This is a genomic window from Paraburkholderia sp. RL18-085-BIA-A, from assembly GCF_046027075.1.
Classification (GTDB): Bacteria; Pseudomonadota; Gammaproteobacteria; order Burkholderiales; family Burkholderiaceae; genus Paraburkholderia.
Genome location: NZ_JARESU010000002.1, coordinates 14,047 through 33,710, shown reverse-complemented (window position 1 = coordinate 33,710; position 19,664 = coordinate 14,047). Strand labels below are relative to the sequence as shown.

Below are 19,664 nucleotides of genomic sequence, written 5' to 3'. Positions count from 1 at the left end.
TGATGAGCGTATTCCGCGTCAAGAAGACACTGGTGAGAACCGTGCTGGTGATTGGGTTCGCGGCGGGGCTGTCGGCGACGTTGCAGGGCTGCTTTCTCGCCGTCGCCGGCGCGGCGGGCGGGGGCGCGCTGATGGCGACCGACCGGCGCACGCTTGGTGCGCAGACCGAAGATCGCGAGTTGCAGGTGAAGGCGTTGTCGCAGATCAGCCAGAATTTGCCGGATAACGCGCACGTCAACGTGGCGGTATTCAACCGCCGCGTGTTGCTGACCGGCGAGGTGGCGGGGGACGTGTCGAAGCAGCGCGCCGAGAGCATCGTGCGAGGCTTGAACAACGTCAATACGATCGTCAACGAACTGGCGATCATGCCGGCCAGCTCGTTTTCGTCACGTACCAACGACACTTATCTTGAAACGCGTGTGAAGACCGCGCTGATCGCCGAGAAGAACATTTCAGCGAACAACTTCAAGGTGGTGGCCGAGCGGGGCTCGGTGTACCTGATGGGGCTCGTGACGATGGACGAAGGCAATCGCGGCGCCGATGTCGCGAGCCGTGTGCCGGGTGTGGTCCAGGTCGTGAAGGTGTTCCAGTACATTCAGCCGCAGGAAGCAGCGGCCGCGGCCACGGCGGCGGCTACCGCGCCGGTCGTGGCTTCGCAGCCGGATGCAGGCGAGCCGACGGTCGGCGCGATTCCGGATTCGTCGGTGAGCGCGCGGCCGCTTGAACAGCAGGCTCCCGCGCCGGTTAACAACTCTAGTTCGGTGCGTCCGGGTAATCCGAAGGCGGTGCCATGAAGTGTGGTGTTGCGGTCGTGACTTCTGCGGTGCTGATTGGCGTGTTAGCGAGCTTCGGTGCGACGGCTGCGCGCGCCGCCGATGCGCCGCGCGGACGCACGGTCGCGAATGCGAATGCGTGTATGGGATGTCATGCGGTGGACCGCAAACTGGTCGGTCCGTCGTTTCAACAGATCGCCGCGAAGTACAAGGGCGATGCGCAGGCGCCGGCGAAACTCGTGCGCAAGGTTAAGGATGGCGGCTCCGGCGTGTGGGGCATGATTCCGATGCCGGCGCATCAGTCCATGAGCGATGCGGATGTTCGAGCGGTGGTGGATTGGGTGTTGGCGGGGGCGCCTTCGAAGTGATGTTTTCCCGCCGTCGCGGGCTTGGCAAAATAGAAAACGGCTGTGCTAGAATTGTTCGCACGTTGGGGGGGTAGCTCAGCTGGGAGAGCGTCGCGTTCGCAATGCGAAGGTCGGGAGTTCGATCCTCCTCCTCTCCACCAAGTCGATTCCAAGCAACACCAAAGTTTTACCAGAAAACCCCGTCAGGCCTAGCCTCACGGGGTTTTTTGTTGCAAACTTCCACAAGATTATCCCAGTGACTACAACCCCCAAACCGGGGTAGCTATGGTGGTCGCCCCCATGCTTACCGGACCTGCTACCCCCAAATGGCCAGAACTGCCCGGACTCCTTTGACGGACGCGGCGATCCGCGCCGCGGGCCCGCGCGCGAAGATCTGGCGGCTGTACGACAGTCGGGGCTTGATTCTCGAGATTCATCCGTCCGGGGGCAAGTATTGGCGGGTCAAGTATCGGGTAGGGGGCAGAGAAAAGCGGTTGGCGCTGGGCGTATTTCCAGATGTGACTGTAAGCGAGGCGCGCAAGCGGCGCGACGAAGCGCGCAAATTGCTGGTTGCCGGCATCGATCCGGCGGAGCTGCGCAAGGAGGAGCGCATTGCACAGCGTGACGAGCAGGATCGAAGGGAGGCGGCGATGCGCTTCACACTGGATAGCGACGGAGCCCTGTCATTGCGGCTGGGAAAACGATGCATGAACATGACTGGCGCCGAAACCGCCGAGCTTCGTGTCTTTCTGGATGCGACGCGCGCCGTCATTCCCAAGGGTTAATCATGGCGCTTACTGATCTGAAGGTCCGCAACGCAAAGCCCACCGACAAGCAGCAGAAGCTGTTTGACGAGCGTGGGCTGTATCTGCTCGTTACTCCCGCCGGGGGTAAGTGGTGGCGGCTCAAGTACAGGTTTGGGGGTAAGGAGAAGAGCCTGTCAATGGGCGTGTATCCTGACGTCGGCTTGAAGGACGCACGCGAGCGCCGGGACGCCGCTCGCAAGCTGCTGGCGAATGGGGTTGACCCGGGCGTCGAGCGTAAAGTCCAGCGGGCTGGGTCGGCGGAGCGTGCGGCCAACAGCTTTGAAGCTGTCGCCCGTGAGTGGTTCGCGAAGTACCAATCGGGATGGGCAAAGTCCCACGCCGAAAAAGTCATGGGACGCCTTGAGAAGGATGTGTTTCCGTGGCTCGGCGGTCGCCCCATTGCCGAGATTGCCGCCCCAGAAGTGCTCGCGGTGCTGCGCCGGGTAGAAGCCCGCGGAGCGCTTGATACTGCGCACCGTGTCCACCAGAACTGTGGTCAGGTTTTCCGCTACGCGATCGCTACCGGGCGAGCCGAGCGTGATGTCAGCGCGGATCTGCGCGGCGCACTGCCGGCGGCGCGCCATACTCACTTCCCATCCGTTACGGAGCCTTCCGAGGTGGCTGGACTGCTGCGCGCGCTCGACGCGTTCCAAGGCACGTTCGTTGTTCAGTGCGCGTTGCAGCTGGCGCCGCTGCTGTTTGTCCGGCCCGGGGAGCTCCGCACCGCGGAGTGGGCGCACTTCGATCTCAATAAGGCGCAGTGGCGCTACACGGTTTCGAAGACAAAGACCCAGCATCTGGTACCGCTCGCCACGCAGGCTGTCGCGATCCTGCGCGAGTTGTACGCCCTTACCGGTCAACGCACCTACGTTTTCCCTGGACGGGATGTCAAAAAACCGATGAGTGGCGCGGCAGTGAACGCGGCGTTGCGGCGGATGGGATTCGACACCAAGACAGAGATTACGGGCCACGGGTTTCGGGCGATGGCGCGCACAATCCTGCATGAGCACCTGCGCTTTCCGGGCGAAGTCATCGAGCACCAGCTTGCTCACAAGGTGCCGGACGCGCTCGGAACTGCCTACAACAGGACGAAGTTCATTGACGACCGTATCCGGATGATGCAGGCATGGGCGGACTATCTCGACTCGCTTAAGGCCGAACCCCGGATCGACCCGATAGCAGTCGCAGAAGCGCACTCGACATGAACCGTCGTCGCTGCCTCAACCGCTGGACATTAGGCGGAGCATCTTGAGACAGCCTACACGACGCTGAGTTACTGCTTGCGCTAGCGATTCAACACGGTTGGGTTGAATCCGTCGATCAGCACTACCGCGCGCAGCGACACGTCCAGTGCTAACGTTTGTTCAACAGTATGCATGCCTTCGCGGGAAAGGCGTCGTCGTCGGATGCTGCTGGCGATTTTCTCTTCTGCCACCTTGCGCAAGATGCCTCCCCACATCTCGCTCACTGGGCGCGATCCCGTCGCCATGGTGGCATTGTCCGCTGATCCATCGTTGGCTTCGAAACAGTACAATCGCCCGCTGACGACTCCAGCCGTTTGCAGCACCGCTGCGCCCGCACTGGTTTGACCGCGCGCGGCGGTGCGGGCATGGAGTAGTCGAGGCGCTTGCAAACTCGACGCGCGAGTGAAATAGCACTTAAGGGCTGGAATGAAAGACCGACAGACTGTGGGCATCGAGCCGGGTAGCGAGGACTGCCGTACGAACCCTGAGCACGCACGCGATGCGGCGGCTGCGACCTCGACGGCGAAAGGAACGGCATCTGCTGCAGAAGCCGATCGCCGGCCGAACTGGAACAGATGGGCGCACATCTCCGAAGCGACGATTCGCGAGTTGGTGTCGCTCTCTGAAAACATCGACCCGGACAAGGTCGAGTGGGGCAGGGGCGCCGAGTTCGGAACCGCGCCTGCTGAATCGCAATCATTTAATGACCGACTCTTCGTCGCCGCGCGGAACGCGGGCATCGGTAAGCCGTTGGCTATCGTCTCCGGCCCCAGCGAAAACCCGACGATCGACGCAACGATAATGGTGGAGGAGTTTGTCGCCTGGGCTGCTAAGAACCGGTGGCGTCTTCCCGCAGCGCTCGTGGAATTCTTTGGAGAATACAACCCCCCGTACGACCCCTACTGGGACTCCCCATCAGCTTCCCGCTCCGTGCCTTCGAAATGGCCTTGGGGCGATCACGATACACGTCTGCTTCGTCAGATGGACGCTGCTGCCCAAAAATTCTGGTCGCTTTACGATCCGGCCGACCCTTCCACGGCGCCGACGAACAAGGATGTGGTGGAGTGGTTGGTGACACAAAAAGTTACCGAGCGAACGGCCGAAGCTATGGCCACCATCCTGCGTGCGAACGATTTGCCCGCTGGGCGGCGCAAAAAATAGTCGCACCCTTCCGCGCCATATCCGGCGCGGTTGTCCGAAATGGCGCGCCCATTCTCCAGCAGAATGGCGCGACCCTTCGCGCCTATTCCGAGCGGGTACCAATCTATAAATTCCGAAGCCATGTTTCACAACCTTTGACAAGGAACAACATGGCGAATCAAACGCTCGTAACAACCAGCGAAGGCACGAAGCCGGCAGGACGCTTCGTTTCGTCCGCGGAGATGCCGATCACGCTTCCCGACGTGGGGCTTTTCCGATTCAAACAATTCGCGGCGTTTTTGCCGTTCAGTCGTGAGACCTGGCGCAAGCTGGTGCTCGAAGGCAAGGCGCCGGCGCCGATCCGCATGGGCGGTCGATGCACGGTCTGGCCGGCGTCCGAACTCCACAAATTCTTCCGCGACCCTGTGAACTACCGGGCGGAGGCTCCCTAATGAAACAGCCCCTCGCTCAATGAGCACCCCAAGCGATCACGCGGTTCACGCCGGCATGATGTTCGCGGAAGAAACACCCGGCTTCTTCGCCCGCTCCTAGCGACCCACAGCAAAAGAAAACCTTGGACCGTCTGTTCTGAGCAGACTCTGTGGAACTAAGTACAACTTAACTTAACAAGGTTATGGTAGCGAACCCGCTTACTCAAGTACAGCCTGTGATGGACAAACGTCCTGTGTCCCTCGGGGTCACTGTCCTGACGACGACCGGACGTCTGCTAAAACTTGCCAAAGAATTGCTGCTCGATGGCAGCGTGAAAGCGCACAGCGCCGCAAAGTGGTTTGCCGCGCGACAGGTCCCTTGTGGCACGCCGGAAGAATTGTTTTCGTTGTTGCTTGAGCTCGCGGACGATCCGCACAGCGCCATCGTCACTGAGCCGCCGCGCGTAGAGCTTGCGCCAAACGAGCCGGACAGAGGGGCCAAAGCAGACGCACTGGGAGACGACCGCCTTGCGACACGCTTACGTGACGGATGCCTTGAGCTGCGAAAGCTAGGGCAAAACTTTGACACAAAGGCGCTTACCCGTGTCGCCATGTTTGACGTGGACGATTGGACGCGCGCCCAGTTCGATCCGATGGGCATCATGGGCTACTGCCCGATAGCTGATCGTGTGGAGATCGCGCGCGACTGGATAAAGCAACATCTGCCGCAGGGCTATCACGACGTTGACTTCATATTGCAATTGTCAGCTAGCTCGGTGTTGCCGCAGAACCACGACCGGTTCAAGGCACATATCTGGTTCATCCTCGCGGAGCCGTATGCCAAGCCGGACATGCATGCGTGGGTCAAGTCCATCGTAGGCGTGGACCCCTCGCCGTTCGGCACCGCGCATCTACACTACACATCGAAAATGGTTGGTGCCAAGTATGGATTCAATCCGGTCGCATTGGTGAAAGGTTCGCGGCCATATGCGGACCACGCTGGCATCAGCAAAGCCCGCATCGCGCCAGCCGCGCACCGTGGAACAGATGGTGGTCCACTAATGGTCGATCCGTTGCAATTGAAGCAGGATCACGGGTGGAATGACCCAGAGGAGTTTGATTGCTGCGTGCTTCGCCATATCAACATGGATATGCCAGAGCCTGAATGGTTTAGCAAGGTCATCTGCGGGCTGGCAGGAATGTACAAAGGCACGCAGCAGGAAGAAGAGGCCATCGAGGTTGGGATACGGGCCTCGGAGCGCTCCGAGAAGTATCAGGGGGGCGACATCCGGACGGCTTTTACCGAGAAGTTTGAGCGAGCCGGCGCGTTGGGCCCGAACGGACGAACAACTGCGGTCGGCACGCTCATACAGATGGCGCAGGAGGCAGGCGCAAACCCCCATGCTTTACGCAAGGCGTATCGCGCCAATGGCGTTACAGTCGCGCAAAAGCATTCGCGTCCGCGCTACCAGTTACGCACTGCCGCCGACCTGGCGAAGGCGCCCCCGATGCAATGGCTCGTGCGTGGCGTATTGCCGTGCGAGGGGCTGGCGGCGCTGTACGGGCCGAGCGGGAGTGGCAAGTCCTTCTTGGCGCTCGATTTGGCCGCAGCCATCGGGATTGGCGCGCCCACGTGGTTTGGGCATCGCGTCACGCAATCCCCGGTGACCTACTGCGTCCTGGAAGGCGATGCCGGCATGGGTAAGCGCATTAACGCGTGGGCCAAGCACCACGAAAAGCCCTTGCCGGATGGCCTGCGCTTTGTGACGGAGCCGTTCGATTTGCGCGACCGTGAGGACCTCGCCGCGCTCGCCAGCGCGATTCAAGACGAAGGCGGGGTGGGCGGGCTGGTGGTGCTCGACACGCTCAACCGCGCCGCACCCGGCGCCGATGAAAACTCGTCCGTCGACATGGGCAACATCATCGCCGCTGCCAAGCGCCTGCAGAAGTGGGTTGGCGGGCTGGTGCTGCTCGTCCATCACACGGGCAAGGACACGACGAGAGGGTTGCGGGGCCATTCGAGCTTGTATGCGGCGCTCGACGCGGCCATCGAGGTGTCGCGCGCCGACAGCCGCCGCGAATGGTCGGTGGCCAAGAGCAAGGACGACGTGGATGGGGGCACCCATCCCTTCGTGTTGCACGACGTGGAGCTTGGCCAGGATGACCATGGCGATGCCATCACGAGCTGTGTGGTGGAATCCGACGGCGCAATGAAGGAAGCGCGCCGGCCGCAGCCTCAAGGTCCGAACCAGAAGCTTGTCTATAAGGCCGTCAACGAACTGCTGCGCGCGTCGATGAACGTCGGCGAAGGCGGCGCACCGCCCGGTCGACCCTGCGTCGAGCTGGAAGCCGCCATGCGGGCCGGAAGCGCAACACTCGCATGTGAGCCGAAGCGCCGGCACACGAACGCCCAACGCGCAATCGAGGCGATGTCGGCGCGTGGCATTTATGGCATCAACGACGACTGGCTGTGGGCCGTCTGAGCGCGACGCAAAAGACCCAAAAAGACGGATTTGCGTTTTTTGTGTTTCAGGACGAAAGACGCAAAAGACGCACCCACCTATAAGGGTGCGTCATTTTGCGTCCACTTGTGTGTTGCCGTTGGACCGCCTTCCTCCCGCGGCGCAGATGTTTCACTTTTTGATGGATACGAAAATGACGGAAACTCAATGGGTGATGGTCGTGCGGACCCGCGTTGCTGAAATTAGCACCAAAAGCTTTGCGAGCGCCGAAGAGGCAGAGACGGCAGCCTACCTCGCGAAAATTGCGTATCCAGAGGCGAAGGTGTCGCTGCACCGCGATCGCCAATTCGGGGAACTCGTCTGGCACTGCGGCGCGTGGCACAACGCTGTGAACGTCGAAAGGGGCGGGGCCATGGTCAAGCGCACCGGAGACTTTGCCACGGCGCGCTGCGAGCACGAATTCCTGCGCCAGGCGGCAGCCTGTGGCATGCCGTTCTTCCGCTAATGTACTTCCCTTTGAGCGGTGGTCACGCGACCGGGGCTGTGCGACGGTCAATTCCGCCTGGGACCCGCTGTACCGGCGGGTGCTCCTATTCATTCGGTCTATCTTGTTACTGGAGCTGCGCCCCTCGGGAGATGCTGCGAGACTCAGTAACCTCGTAGGCGCGTGGTACTGGCGGGGGCCGTTCCACCGTTCTATCTTCATTCGGGCTGCGATCGCGGGGGCTATGTTGCGTGGAGGTCAATCTCGTCTAGGTTCAGGGCACTGACGGGGGGCCTTGTTTCCTGGGTGGAGCGGTGAGCCTCGGGAGCTATGCGAGGCTCAGCTATCTCACCAAGGCGTGCGGTGCCGATGGGGGCGTTTCACCGGGCTCGCATATCAGGTCCAGAGCGGCGCCCCGTCGGACAGCATGGAGGTCCATCAGTTCCGCCTAGGCACGTGATGCGGCGAGCCGATACGGCATGTCGGCTAGCGATTCGCGAGTTTATTTTTATGCAGTTGCACACGTTCGAAACCAATACAACTATCGCGCGCACACGCGAGGGTGGCGTTTCGCGGGGTGCTTGCCCGGCAACTGATTATGGAGCTCGCACCGCTGCTCTCTCCGCGCGTATGCGCCGACACTCGTCGCACGAGGCCTCAATGGCGGTGACGGGCCCGCTCCCATTACCCTTATGTGGTCGTATTCGTATACAGCTATCGCGCGCGCACACGAGATCGAAATCATAGTCGGCAGCACTTGTTGTAGTCCTAAGCGTGTGTTTGGTCTTTCGGCTGAGTTTACCCGTACATTGGTGTGGTAGAACCGACTACTGTTATTGCTAAAAGCGAAGGGCTCGTCCCCGGCATCACTCGACGCTGGCCACAGCGGCGGCGTTCGCGGGATGAGGCAGTGTCGATGCTGGGCGCCGGCCGTGTGACCTGCGTCGTGTATGAGAAGCCGGACGATGCAAATTTACCGACGCAGTAAACAACCGGTAGCGCGAGCGGCAGCCTGCCCTTGCTAAAGGGGAGAGGGGTGGATCACCTAAAAAGCGACGCGGTACGACGTTTGATTGTGTCCGTCGAAAGGTACGGTCGCTCGCCGAACCGTTCGCGCAGGCAAAAGCAGGCAAAGGCAAATCTCGCGCCGTTACGGTCGCAGGTTGGCATCCCAGGTTCGATGATTTGATCGCAGTTTTCGAGGGCTTCGATCCGTGCGCGCAACGTTTTAAGCCAGAGTTCACTCTTGTCGAGACATTTGCGATAGAAAATTGCGCTGAGCCCTCATGCCTCGTCGCCTACGGCAGCAAGTATGGCGGGATACCATTGTCCACCCAGTGTCAATCTGAAGTACACCTTAGATGGACGATCCGCGTTGGCCGAAACGCCGCCTCTGCGTGTACAACTGAAGTCGATTTGAATTCTTTGACAGTATGTCCATCATAATCTAGAACTTACTTATACAGCCCAGTCGAGACACGAGGCGGTACACCGGCGGTACACCAATCTAAAGGAAGCCCATCATGAGCAAGGGGCAGAGGATCGGCTATGTGCGGGTGAGCACGGTCGATCAGAACCCGGAGAGGCAGCTAGACGGCCTTGCGCTTGACAAGGTGTTCACCGACAAGGCCAGCGGCAAGGACACGCAGCGCCCACAGCTACAGATGGCACACGACTACGTGCGCGAGGGCGATACGCTGGTTGTCCACAGCATGGACCGGCTTGCACGGAACACGGAGGACCTATTGCGGATGGTGCGTGAACTCACTTCGGGAGGAGTGTGCGTCGAGTTCGTGAAGGAACGGCTCACCTTCAGTGGAAACAGCGACGACCCAATGGCGCGCCTCATGATGACGATGCTGGGCGGCTTTGCGCAGTTCGAGCGCGCCCTCATCCGCGAACGCCAACGAGAGGGGATTGCGCTGGCGAAGGCGAAAGGCAATGTGTACAAGGGACGTAAGCCATCACTTACCAAAGCCCAAATAGCTGAGGTGCGGCAGCGGGTTGCCAGGGGCGAGTCCAAGGCTGAGCTGGCTGCGAACTTCGGCGTGGCAAGGCAGACCATCTATAACGCGCTGGGCCGTCCATAAATCGCGCTTGCACAAGTGAGCGCCGCGACGCCGTATCGGACACCGAACGTCGGTGGCGCCCGTTGCTGCCTTGATCGCGATTGTTATTCTCGCGATGCTGCAGTCGACAGAACAGCGCTGCTCGCCGTTGCCGTCGGCCTCTCCGACGATGCATTGTCCAGTCTCCGATCACCCAGGGCGACTTTCAGTCTTCGCCCCCGGCATACCCGCTTTTGACCTCAGCGCGGGTCCCATAAAATTCGTGCACGCAAACAGCGACAAAAATTCTGAAAAATTTTGAATCCCTAATTCGGCTGTTAAGGGCGAGCGCACCGAACGTAAAGGTTGATCGGCGGACCTATATGGGACAAAAAGACGGCGACGTACAGCGCGAGATTGAAAACGTCGCAGTCGGGCTTCATCTGGAAGCCAGACACGCCCGGCAGCTAGCGTCCAGCCGGCTAAAGGGATCCCCCTCGTCTTTCACTACCTCGGCTTGTTTCAGTTCTGCGCATGCTACGAGCGGCTGACACCCAAGCGGCTCTGCGACAGTATTCCAATCATTCCCGTGCCGGCGGACAAGCGTCTTTTGCAGGCACGGATCATACGGCAGCGAGAGGATGATGGAGGCGGTCAATGGCGTCGACTGCGTGTCCCGTGTGCAATCCTCCTTCGACCGATCAAAATGGCCCCCCTCAAGCTCTGCGCCATGGGTGTACCCTATGCTGGTGTCACCTGCCGAAGCGCATGATTTGCGATAGCGGAACAAGGCCGCACTCGCGGGCGAGTCGCCGTTCGAGTTGGCTGCCGCTTGAACAGCGGGAGAAACATGGGCGAGTCAGACTTGGCGCCACAGATAAGTAAGGATCGTGAGCGGTGGGAACGCCAACACGAGGAAGAAGACCGCAGGCGCAAAGAGGCTGATAAACAAACGGACCGACTCATTCGCTGGTTTGTCTGGCCCATGTGCGCCCTGGTGGGCTTGATGTTTCTCGTGCTGATGTACACGCGCGCGCCGACGATTATCAACGCTGTCATCAAGGCCACGCACGAGTGGCAAGCCCTATTGCGATAAGGATATTCGATGGACACGCTGCAATTTTCACTCGCGCTGGAAGGCGAAGGTATGGATCCCAAGCACGCATCCATCATCGCCCACGAGATCTACAGAATCTACGTTCACTCAGTACTAGGTGGAGTCTATAAACCCGTGGACTATGGCGATTTTGAGACGCTTCAAATCAAGGCGAAGCTGATGCGAGCCAAGACAGAAGCGATGACCAACGTGCTACGCGCGATGAACGCCGAGGACGCCGACCAGGAAAAGCACTGGCAAGGTGAAATGGAGCGGATCGACGCAGAGAGAAGGCAGCGAGGGTTCATCAAGTACTGACCCAAATCACGATTCCCGTCACCGGATGTACGCGTTCTGAGAAGCCTTAATAAAATGCACGAGCAGCCTCTCCCGCTTCCGATGAATCATGTAATGGGATGGTCACCACCTCGCACTGAGTAGGCTGGGTTCTTCGTCCGTTTGTATATCGAAGTCGCTTTCGTTCGACGAATCGTGTGAGTGCCATAAACGTTACGGGATCGGGAAGGCGCAGATGGGGTGAAGGTCCGTGCTGTGATCTGCTGCGGGTTCATCTGGCCCGCTGCGCGACGGCGGCGGCACTGCAGGAGGAAACGTGAACGATAGCGACCAGATTCGCATTCTGCTCGACGAGATCCTGGCCAGCCAGAGCGATATGCTCGCCAGCATGAGCCGCCTGGAGGACAGCCTGGCGCGGTTGCAGATGCGCCTCGTAGAATTTGAAATGAAACTGGCGATGGCGGTTTCACAGGAAGTCGCACAAATCACGATGATGACTGCGCAGCGACGGCGCTTGCTGGACGCCCGTGCTGCATCGCATGACGGTCTGCACACGCCCGGCGGCATTGCTCGTATTGCGGACTATGAAGTCGTGTGGCGAAAGGCGCGTTGGTGCCGCTGGGCGTCGTCGGAGTAGCTCACCAATTTAGGCAACAGGCCGGTGACGCGGAAGGAGCAAATATGACAGACGAAGACTGGAGTCTCATCCTTTCGGAGCTGATCGCAATGCGCGCTGACGTCGCGGGAGTTGTGGAAAGCATGTGCGAACTGGACGTGGCAGTAAGTCGGGTGGAGGTGGAAGCGTCGCGGTTGCGGATGGAAATTTCACAGATGGATCTGATGATCGCGCGCCGGCAGCGCGTGCTTGCCATTCGCGCCGCGGACCGCGCTCGCTTGCCGTCACGCGATTACCCGGCTGGGGCGCCGGACGCTACATGACAGGCTCGCGCGGGAAGCAGCAATTGGTGGGCGCCCACCGCATGTCAGAAACCGGATGGGACGCAAACGAATCGTTCGAAACCAATACAGCATTGGTGTAGCCATAGGGCAACAGACTGAAAGGTAAACGGTATTGAAAGCTGCCGGATCAGCGCGGACCCAACTTTTGTGAGCCGGAGCTTGACACAACCACCTAGAGTAATGTTACGCTCGCGGTGCGTTAGTTGCTACGGGTCAGCGTGTGCGCCTCACCGAGGTCTGGCAAAAGCAGCGCTTCACGATACTCCCTTCGTTTTCTCGCTTCCATGTCGAGGAGCTGGGTAATGCACGCCGCCCAATAAGAGCTCCTCCGATTTCGGAGCGGTTATGCCAAACCTTCGATTTCCCGTTTCTTCGCGCCAATGGCAAGCGGAGCAGCGCGTTGCCTTCTTGGCAAAAGCGGGACACAAACTTGAAATTTTCCGCGCGCTAGATATCTGCAATCAGCTTGATGCCGGTGCGTCGCCGCGATTGCTGATGCGCTTGCTACAAGCACGGCGGATTCCGATTAAGCACACGCACGCGGTAGCTGCAATGCGGAGGATTGCCTGTGGAGGGACCGTTCGACAAACGCAGCGTTCGTTATGGAGCGTTTGCACTTGGCCGACCTACGCTGACTATGATTCACTGACGACCTCCCACCATTCAAGCTTTTCCGAAGCTGAGCATCGATTTTTCGATGCATTGGCCGAATACATGAAATGGAAGAGGAAAGTGCCAACGTATGCGGTTGTGAGATGCACTGAATCGTCTTTGGGCTTGATTGTGCAAGACTCAGCGCGTCACGGGCTCGAATTTCTCATTACGTTCGACAATCCATCATTTGCCATACCGGAAACCTCGCCGCTAAATGCGAAGCGTTTTCGGAAGATCGCTGAGCGAGCGCGTCGATTCTTGGAGGTGCGATGCGCAGGTTGGCTCGATGGAGTGATAGCGACGAGAGAGAGCGGCGTTCAGCCTGAGTGTCTGTTAGTTCTTGAGCGTCAGGGGGTGCTACTTGCTCGCGGCCAAGAATCCAAAATCGGCGCAGCGCTAAGCGCGTTGGGATCGGATCAAATTTCGGAAGATGGTGCGGTCACGTTGTCGGTTGCGAAGCGAAACGGTGATTTAATCGCTTTGTCGGCTTCGCATCTTGAGACACTTCGTAGGCGCTGCGTGTCATCGCATCGCAAGATGGAGATTGCTCCGTGGACGCTGGCAGAAGCCCGATGGCGCGAAATGATCGAATCTTCGGAGGAGGTCGGGCTCAATTTGGACTTGATCGACAGGTTTGCTGCGGAGAGGGGGATATCGCAGATCGAATTGGCTGAAGCTATTCCGATCACACACGATGAATGGCGTGTCATGCGGACAACGCATCGAACGGCCGCAGTTGTTTTGAACCGCATTGCTGCCATGGTTGGGGTGAAAGAGTCTGAGATATTTGAGTCAGCAGACAAGCACTTTCGTCGCCTCACCGTCACGGTTGAGAATCTTGAGTCAGTCGCGAGTCGATTCGGATGGACCCGTCCTGGCGTCCAATTTTCGGAAGATGCCTTGTCCGATCCGCGACTCGACATCGATTGGTTGCTATCTCCTCGGCGGTTCGATGAGTATGTTGGCCGCGATGGAATCATTGTCGACCATGTTCGCGACTTGTTAGAGCGAATCCGTGTTGCTGGCTATTCCGTTACATATTGGGCCGGCTTGGCATACACGCCCGAACTGCCTTTAGGCCGGCAAAGACTGTCGAAGGTGATGTTTCTTGCGGTGGAGCGTGGAGATCTTATTCAAGATGTAGCCATGAGTTCGGGCGTTTCCCCCGCCATTTTTGATAAAGGAGTCGAATGGCCAGAAAAAACTTCGGTCGGGTGCGACGCCCTGATAGATCGTGTGATATGGGGCAATATAAAGGGCTACCAGTCGACACTGACGTCTATTGTTGCCGATGATCTTACCGTGCTGCTTGCGCTTCTATCCTGCAGCGCAGCTATAAGAACCGACCAATCACAACCAATTGCGACGTATTCATTGTTCGGCGTCCTAGGATGGGACCGGCGGCGGGACGCTTGGCGTGCGCGAGAGGCGATTGTGCGGCTTTCTCTGCATTCCTTAAGCGCATCGGAACGTGGCAAAGGCGACCCACTTTCAAGTCCAGTCATTTCCGCTTTCGACCACTCGGCCGATACCGAAGATGCGGCAGCGATCTGGTACGTTCGATGGGCTACGGAACTGCTGACGCCGTTCGGTCCCGACGTCTTGGTGCAAGAGGCATTGGCTGCGAGATTAAAAATACCCGAGAACGACGGCCTCCAACTCTGGCTCCACTACATGCTGCTGCTATTCGAAGTCTCATGCACGCTACATGTCAGCGATTACTCCATTCTCTGCAATAGGTATGTGGTGTGGCGTCTGTGGGAGTTTGCCGCGGAACTCGAGAGCGCGTTCGCTGGACTCGTGCGTATTGGCTTCCTGAGGAAATACGCAATTGTGGATGGCATAGTGTCATTCGAGCTCGCTGCGTCGTTCAAAAGGGGAGCTTTCGCCGTGCCAAAGCTTGTAATGTCAACGTGATACGTGCGTGGGGTGTTCCAAGCTGCTCCATGGATATGGGTTCCCCCAAGAGAGATACGACCGAATCGTGTGGAACACCCCCACTAGTTGAGCGAACTATCCGCCTGTACGGAATCTTTTTTGTGCAGATCGAGCTGTCATCCATCAGGCTGTATTAGCGGAAGAACTCTTTGGGCTGCCCGACTGGTTGCCGCGGCAGCCCGAACGCCACTACCTAGAACTCGCCTTCGAAGTTGCGCGACAGCGTCGACGTCAGCACGCCGATCGGCCTGTGCGATCGCGCGCTGATTGCGCTGATGGTGTTTTCGTTCGCGCGGATTGGTGCGGCGCTCGCGATCCGCATCGACGACGTTTATAGGCAGTACCAGCGGCTGTCGGTGCGCCTGCGCGAAAAGGACGGCAAGCGCCACGAGATGCACTATCACCACACGCTGAAAGCTGATAGCGTACCTGCCGCGTATCTGGACAGCTCGGACGACTGCGCGCGGTACAGGGCAGTTCAGCAGGACGCCACTGCCGCGGGCCGACGCGTACGCGATGGCGCGGCGCCGTGCACTGGCTGCCGGTGATCGTGTCTCGGGCCGAGCGTCGCGTTCCGAGGTAATGCGGTCATGCGCCGGCTGACCAATGCTTTAGACACAGGATTGAAGGTCGCTACCAGTTTACATAAACACCCATGGAAACATAGGCTGGCAATCGAGATGCTGCAATAATCGGCCTGTCGTTTGAGCATTCTTGATCCGATCTGCCCAGATAATTTCGCGTCCAACGCGGAAATGAATAAAATTCCAAAATGGTCGTAATTCCATGAGCGTGATTTTTTACCATCTGCCCGCTGCTCCGGCTGTAGTGCTGCCGGCACCCGTTCCCCCCGCCGTGGCTTGGCCAGGTGCAACGCCGCCGGGCGCACCACTCAGTCGTCTCGGGATATCGATTGGTGACATCGCGTTACGCGCAGCATTGGACATCCAACCCAACTTTATTTCGCCTCTGTTGCCTCCAGCCTTGCTAAGGTTTTTCCGTAGCGCCCTTTCCGTTTCGTCGGGGACGGGTGCGCTTACGCTTACCGTCAAGAAAAGTTTCAGACATGAGGTGCCGAGCAACTGGAAAAGAATCTTCTCGGAGACGATTTCCGCAGGCCTTGCGTTGACAGCCGCTGAACACTTTGCCGACTATCCTTTTTTCGTACCTCTTGAGTTCTGCCGTCCCAATAAGTCGCCCGCAGGTGTGGCATGGTTTGCCGCCAATGGTCTCGTTCCCAAGTCCTTCACTGTGCAACGAAGTTGGAGCGGCATACTGATGCCCGACTATGTACTCGCGAGACAAAACGGCACAACATGGGAATTCTCAACGCTTGAGTCCAAAGGGCGCGACCGGCCTGTCAACACGTCAAGCTACGGCGAATATTCGAAGTTCAAGGTTCAATCCATGAACGCTCAGCTATCCCCGGCATCAGGGATCGTCGGTCCGCCGCCACCCTTCACTGCACACTTCTTGGCGGTCACTTCATTACGCTCCTCTCTCGTCTCCGAATCCGGTCGCGCGGTACGAATGCGATGGTTTAATCACAAGGCCCCCGATGTCAACGAGTCCGTACCTGACAACTGGGGAATCGAAGTGGTTGCGGCGCACTATGGAGCGCACCTAGTGCGTCTGGGTCTCGATGAATTAGGCACGACACTGGGCAACGCAATCATCGGTGCACAGACGGGAGTTGACGATGCCAATGTTGCTGAGTTGCGGAATTTAAAGGTCGATCCGAGGCGATTCGGTCTTCGCAGGATTGCTGGTGACTCGTTTGTACGCGACGCGAATGCGAAAGATTTCGGAAGCCCGATCCTTTTCGACGGTACGTTCTCACTGATACAACGCATCGCAGACGCTCTCGTCAGGCGTGACGCCGTTCTGAACCGGGAGATAAGCGCCCGGATATTTGAACATGTGAAAAAAACGCGCGAAGCCCGAACCCGCCAAGATCTGCTAAATCAATTGATTCGCGACACCGCAGAGCGCGGTAACTTGACCGTGTCGTCGTCAGGCATAGGGATCATCAGTGAAGAGCCGCCCGATGTCGACACCAAAAACGCTTGATGAATGACAAGGTACGCAGCGTCGTAAAGTTCGGGCGACCGTCGGCTTTCGGATGGCGGATTCAACCGGTGGATGCAACACACTTAAGACGGCGCAAGCAGTGGGAGTGTTGCATCCACCGGTTGAATCCGCAGATACGAAGACGCCGCTGGAGCGCCCCGAAAAGGCCTCAAGACGAACGACATCTCATGGCCGCACGCAGCCTTTCGCGACCGGCGCTAGCCGGACCATCTTACCTTGGGCTAATCGACCAAATTTGCGTCACGAACCCTGCATGTCCAATGTACTCGGTTCTGTGTCATCTTTCGTGTGACCGAATTCGTTGGCACGTCTTTGATTTGTAATGATGTCCAGTCCAAGTAATTTCGTTTCTCTGCAATTGTGCAGGGAAACCGAATTAGTGAGACTGGGGCGCTTTCCGTGAGACTGGATTTACCGAATTAGTGAGACTGCCCGGATGGGTGGTCGCTTCTTGCGGCATTCGCCCGTTCGAGTTTCCCGGATGCAGGGAGGCGGAACTATGAGACTGGGTCACTTTTCGTTTGACTGGAAAACCGGAGGGCGTTGGAGTGTCCGGACGCTGGCTGAGTGTTGGAGTGCAGTGGTCGGCCAGAACCAGCCGATGCGCGCAGAAGTTACTGGAGTATGAGATCAACCGAGAAGTGGCAGTGGAGAGACTGTCCGAGGTCAAAGGCGTGCTAGCGTCGAACTAGAACGCGACGTCAACTTCCATAGAGTTCGCCAGATCAACCAAGTAAATAATCTGCGAAGCGCACACCGCCAACAGATATTCGGTGACTTCTAGCGTCGCCTTGCCACCGTTTGCCCCTCCATGCCCCACCCCCTCACCCCCGCTCCGAAACGCATAAACACCAGTAAGTGTCTGACAGATAGCTTTGGGCACTGAGACTTCAGTTGTCGATCCAAGCCACTTCACGAGGTCGCCTAACGTTGAGGCTTTCGCCATTGGAAAGAGGGCCTTGCCCGCAGCTTCTACGGCACACACAGCCTCCTTCACCGCGTTCTCATAGTCAGGACGCGTTGGGTGACGAAAGAACTGAAGAGATTTGTCAAAGTGTTTCCGCGCACTTAAGAGCCGGGAGTCACCAAGCACAACTTGTGACTTAGCCACCAGCTCCACTGTGTGCTTTCGTCCGCGTCTGCGGACGGTGCCCTCTGTGAACTCATATGCAAGATCCTCTTCGAGGAAAAGTCGCTGAAGCTCCGTCGCGATGTACGTCTGCATATCGCCACGAGAGACTTGAACGGTGTAGTTGCCGTAGTTGTCCTCGTATCCGATTTCTTGAGGCAGATGGCCGTACAAGCGTTCACAGAAGTCATAGACCTTCTCCCAGCCAAGGCCGTCAAGGGCGGCTTCCGCGTCAGCTCTGGCTTGCTTCAGACTCGGCACACTAGAAGAGTCATACTTGACAACGGACAGTCGGCCGATTCGATGCAACTCGCGCGCAACCACCGTCCAGTCCGGCAGGTATCGACGCTCGACGAGGTCAAATAGCAAATGCAGCAGCCCGCTCCGCGCCGAAGGGGGAAAGTCGGCGTCGATCTGCCTGTGCTGCCCTCTGGCTCGAGCCGAGAACGGAGGTTGTGACGAGGAAGTCATGGACCTGTAGCCTAACGTTATGTTGACGGTCGCCTAATTTTCCGCGACCAAGTTATAGCCGTTCACTCAACCCGTTGCTGTCCTTCGGCAAGTTTCTCCAAGAGTTCCAAGCTCGCCGAAACGTGGCCGTCGGGGGATCGTGAAAATGGATAGCGTTCGCTCATGCAGAAAATATGCTGACGCCCTCCATCGACCGTTCAATGGCCGCCCACGGCGTTCCCGCATGCACTCGCGGATCAACGTTTGAGTAACGCCGAGCCCACTCGACGTAATCGTCCTCGCGGGGGTGATGGCCGAGATTCGTCAGCGCCGCATCAAAACTTCTACCGATAACGTCGCTTACCCGCCTCTGATCTTCCAGGGCCGAAAATGACACGTGAACACTGGAAGGCGTGTCAGCGCATACCAGCATGACGAGATCTTTGTTGAGCTCTAGGTCTCGCCAGAACTTTGAAAGATTGAAGGATCTCCCACCTCTGAAAAACCAACAGGCGTGCCAAACATAACCCGGTCGGCAACCAACTTGCTCTTCATTTCGTGCCAAAGGCACCGCCCATGGACGGCGTGAGATCGAGAGCCTGAAGCTCGTGTCGTACTGCCTCCTTGCATGTTCAATCAGATGCGCCGCGGAATGTTCTTCATGAATCCAGTCTCTGACGAGCAAATCTGACCATTCCTGATTCGGACACGATTGATCATTGAACGACGAAGTTGCCAGAAAGGCGCCACCATCGAGATCACGAAGCGTCTGCTCCAAGCGATCAAGGTCGTCACCATGTGGCTTACGACAGTGACCGATGCGATTTCGAATCGCCTTGAGCTCCTCGATTCTGCCTGCCCAGATTTTTTGGGTCGGTAGATACAAACGAAAAAGCAGCCATTGGTCGAGTGTCAATTGCAGTAACGGTCCCGCATCAAGGTAGGCAAGCTGGTCCTGTGCATCGGGAGTTCGCATATGACGATACTCCTCGTCCTTCTGCTGACGATCAGCAGAGGTTACCGGCAGCACATCTGCCCACGCTGAGCCTTTCGCGCTGCGAAGTTCAAGATAGACAAGCGAGCGCAACCAAGTCTCCAGTTGCCACCAGCGACTGTACAGCGCCAAAGCTGCGGCTGGCATCCCGCTGGTGCTCCAACCCGCCGACAATGCTCGTTGAACCTGATCGGACAATTTTTGCCGGTCCGAATCTTCTGCCGATGTCACAATAGCCTTCCCTAGTCGCGTGGTCTTGAAACGCACAGGATGATAGCAGTTGGGGCGCGGAAGCCTGACTATGAAGTGGGGGCCGTGTG

Annotated in this window: 19 protein-coding genes and 1 tRNA gene; 17 read left to right on the top strand and 3 right to left on the bottom strand. The window is 58.3% G+C overall.

Annotated elements, in window-relative coordinates:
- Positions 1–2 precede the first annotated feature (2 nt).
- From P0D89_RS01555 to P0D89_RS01535, 5 genes are all read left to right on the top strand, one after another.
- Positions 3–794 carry a BON domain-containing protein gene (locus tag P0D89_RS01555; RefSeq protein ID WP_408356697.1) on the top strand — a complete coding sequence of 264 codons (792 nt, stop codon included), beginning with the start codon at positions 3–5 and terminating at the stop codon, positions 792–794.
- Complete coding sequence (locus P0D89_RS01550; protein ID WP_408356699.1) at positions 791–1,141, top strand: c-type cytochrome; 351 nt, start codon at positions 791–793, stop codon at positions 1,139–1,141. Before P0D89_RS01555 ends, P0D89_RS01550 begins: the two co-directional genes overlap by 4 nt.
- A gap of 64 nt (positions 1,142–1,205) precedes the next feature.
- Positions 1,206–1,281 (top strand) — tRNA-Ala (locus tag P0D89_RS01545).
- Positions 1,282–1,470: 189 nt separating this feature from the next.
- The gene (locus P0D89_RS01540; RefSeq protein WP_408376065.1) at positions 1,471–1,905 is read left to right on the top strand and encodes an Arm DNA-binding domain-containing protein; all 435 of its coding nucleotides are present in this window, start codon (positions 1,471–1,473) and stop codon (positions 1,903–1,905) included.
- Between the two features lie 2 nt (positions 1,906–1,907).
- Complete coding sequence (locus tag P0D89_RS01535) at positions 1,908–3,131, top strand: tyrosine-type recombinase/integrase (protein ID WP_408376064.1); 1,224 nt, start codon at positions 1,908–1,910, stop codon at positions 3,129–3,131.
- Between the two features lie 80 nt (positions 3,132–3,211).
- On the opposite strand, the gene P0D89_RS01530 is transcribed toward P0D89_RS01535, so the two are convergent.
- Positions 3,212–3,394, bottom strand: coding sequence for a hypothetical protein (locus tag P0D89_RS01530; protein WP_408376063.1), 183 nt, complete (start codon positions 3,392–3,394; stop codon positions 3,212–3,214).
- A 202-nt stretch (positions 3,395–3,596) separates the two neighbouring features.
- Between P0D89_RS01530 and P0D89_RS01525 the strand changes: the two genes are divergently transcribed.
- The 12 genes from P0D89_RS01525 (at position 3,597) to P0D89_RS01470 (ending at position 16,750) form a co-directional block, all read left to right on the top strand.
- The gene (locus tag P0D89_RS01525) at positions 3,597–4,331 is read left to right on the top strand and encodes a hypothetical protein (protein ID WP_408376062.1); all 735 of its coding nucleotides are present in this window, start codon (positions 3,597–3,599) and stop codon (positions 4,329–4,331) included.
- A gap of 149 nt (positions 4,332–4,480) precedes the next feature.
- Positions 4,481–4,762, top strand: a complete 282-nt coding sequence (locus tag P0D89_RS01520; protein ID WP_408376061.1) for a helix-turn-helix transcriptional regulator — start codon at positions 4,481–4,483, stop codon at positions 4,760–4,762.
- Positions 4,763–4,980: 218 nt separating this feature from the next.
- A complete protein-coding gene (locus tag P0D89_RS01515) occupies positions 4,981–7,224 on the top strand; it encodes an AAA family ATPase (RefSeq protein ID WP_408376060.1) in 2,244 nt (747 codons plus the stop codon).
- A 145-nt stretch (positions 7,225–7,369) separates the two neighbouring features.
- Entirely contained in the window at positions 7,370–7,708 is a 339-nt protein-coding gene (locus tag P0D89_RS01510; protein ID WP_408376059.1) for a hypothetical protein, read from the top strand.
- 1,502 nt (positions 7,709–9,210) lie between these two features.
- Positions 9,211–9,777, top strand: coding sequence for a recombinase family protein (locus P0D89_RS01505; protein WP_408376058.1), 567 nt, complete (start codon positions 9,211–9,213; stop codon positions 9,775–9,777).
- A gap of 808 nt (positions 9,778–10,585) precedes the next feature.
- Positions 10,586–10,831 (top strand): hypothetical protein, encoded by a 246-nt coding sequence (locus P0D89_RS01500; protein ID WP_408376057.1) that lies wholly within the window; start codon positions 10,586–10,588, stop codon positions 10,829–10,831.
- Positions 10,832–10,840: 9 nt separating this feature from the next.
- Complete coding sequence (locus P0D89_RS01495) at positions 10,841–11,149, top strand: hypothetical protein (RefSeq protein WP_408376056.1); 309 nt, start codon at positions 10,841–10,843, stop codon at positions 11,147–11,149.
- Positions 11,150–11,444: 295 nt separating this feature from the next.
- Positions 11,445–11,765: a hypothetical protein gene (locus P0D89_RS01490; protein WP_408376055.1), complete on the top strand. Its 321-nt coding sequence runs from the start codon at positions 11,445–11,447 to the stop codon at positions 11,763–11,765.
- Positions 11,766–11,809: 44 nt separating this feature from the next.
- Entirely contained in the window at positions 11,810–12,067 is a 258-nt protein-coding gene (locus P0D89_RS01485) for a hypothetical protein (protein ID WP_408376054.1), read from the top strand.
- Positions 12,068–12,433: 366 nt separating this feature from the next.
- A complete protein-coding gene (locus tag P0D89_RS01480) occupies positions 12,434–14,659 on the top strand; it encodes a hypothetical protein (RefSeq protein WP_408376053.1) in 2,226 nt (741 codons plus the stop codon).
- A gap of 233 nt (positions 14,660–14,892) precedes the next feature.
- Positions 14,893–15,228: a site-specific integrase gene (locus tag P0D89_RS01475; protein ID WP_408376052.1), complete on the top strand. Its 336-nt coding sequence runs from the start codon at positions 14,893–14,895 to the stop codon at positions 15,226–15,228.
- Between the two features lie 238 nt (positions 15,229–15,466).
- On the top strand, positions 15,467–16,750 hold the full coding sequence (locus P0D89_RS01470) for a hypothetical protein (protein WP_408376051.1): 1,284 nt from the start codon (positions 15,467–15,469) through the stop codon (positions 16,748–16,750).
- Positions 16,751–17,459: 709 nt separating this feature from the next.
- Here P0D89_RS01470 and P0D89_RS01465 read toward each other — a convergent pair.
- Both P0D89_RS01465 and P0D89_RS01460 read right to left on the bottom strand, forming a co-directional pair.
- The gene (locus P0D89_RS01465; RefSeq protein WP_408376050.1) at positions 17,460–18,371 is read right to left on the bottom strand and encodes a hypothetical protein; all 912 of its coding nucleotides are present in this window, start codon (positions 18,369–18,371) and stop codon (positions 17,460–17,462) included.
- A gap of 160 nt (positions 18,372–18,531) precedes the next feature.
- Entirely contained in the window at positions 18,532–19,575 is a 1,044-nt protein-coding gene (locus P0D89_RS01460) for a Swt1 family HEPN domain-containing protein (RefSeq protein WP_408376049.1), read from the bottom strand.
- Positions 19,576–19,664: the final 89 nt, after the last annotated feature.

Bases quoted from the DNA above. Each gene is read 5' to 3' on its own strand.
- P0D89_RS01505 (WP_408376058.1), top strand. From the start codon at position 9,211: ATGAGCAAGGGGCAGAGGATCGGCTATGTGCGGGTGAGCACGGTCGAT.
- P0D89_RS01480 (WP_408376053.1), top strand. From the start codon at position 12,434: ATGCCAAACCTTCGATTTCCCGTTTCTTCGCGCCAATGGCAAGCGGAG.
- P0D89_RS01525 (WP_408376062.1), top strand. From the start codon at position 3,597: ATGAAAGACCGACAGACTGTGGGCATCGAGCCGGGTAGCGAGGACTGC.
- P0D89_RS01500 (WP_408376057.1), top strand. From the start codon at position 10,586: ATGGGCGAGTCAGACTTGGCGCCACAGATAAGTAAGGATCGTGAGCGG.
- P0D89_RS01535 (WP_408376064.1), top strand. From the start codon at position 1,908: ATGGCGCTTACTGATCTGAAGGTCCGCAACGCAAAGCCCACCGACAAG.
- P0D89_RS01550 (WP_408356699.1), top strand. From the start codon at position 791: ATGAAGTGTGGTGTTGCGGTCGTGACTTCTGCGGTGCTGATTGGCGTG.
- P0D89_RS01465 (WP_408376050.1), bottom strand. From the start codon at position 18,371: ATGACTTCCTCGTCACAACCTCCGTTCTCGGCTCGAGCCAGAGGGCAG.
- P0D89_RS01470 (WP_408376051.1), top strand. From the start codon at position 15,467: ATGAGCGTGATTTTTTACCATCTGCCCGCTGCTCCGGCTGTAGTGCTG.
- P0D89_RS01515 (WP_408376060.1), top strand. From the start codon at position 4,981: ATGGACAAACGTCCTGTGTCCCTCGGGGTCACTGTCCTGACGACGACC.
- P0D89_RS01485 (WP_408376054.1), top strand. From the start codon at position 11,810: ATGACAGACGAAGACTGGAGTCTCATCCTTTCGGAGCTGATCGCAATG.
- P0D89_RS01520 (WP_408376061.1), top strand. From the start codon at position 4,481: ATGGCGAATCAAACGCTCGTAACAACCAGCGAAGGCACGAAGCCGGCA.
- P0D89_RS01495 (WP_408376056.1), top strand. From the start codon at position 10,841: ATGGACACGCTGCAATTTTCACTCGCGCTGGAAGGCGAAGGTATGGAT.
- P0D89_RS01510 (WP_408376059.1), top strand. From the start codon at position 7,370: ATGTTTCACTTTTTGATGGATACGAAAATGACGGAAACTCAATGGGTG.
- P0D89_RS01555 (WP_408356697.1), top strand. From the start codon at position 3: ATGAGCGTATTCCGCGTCAAGAAGACACTGGTGAGAACCGTGCTGGTG.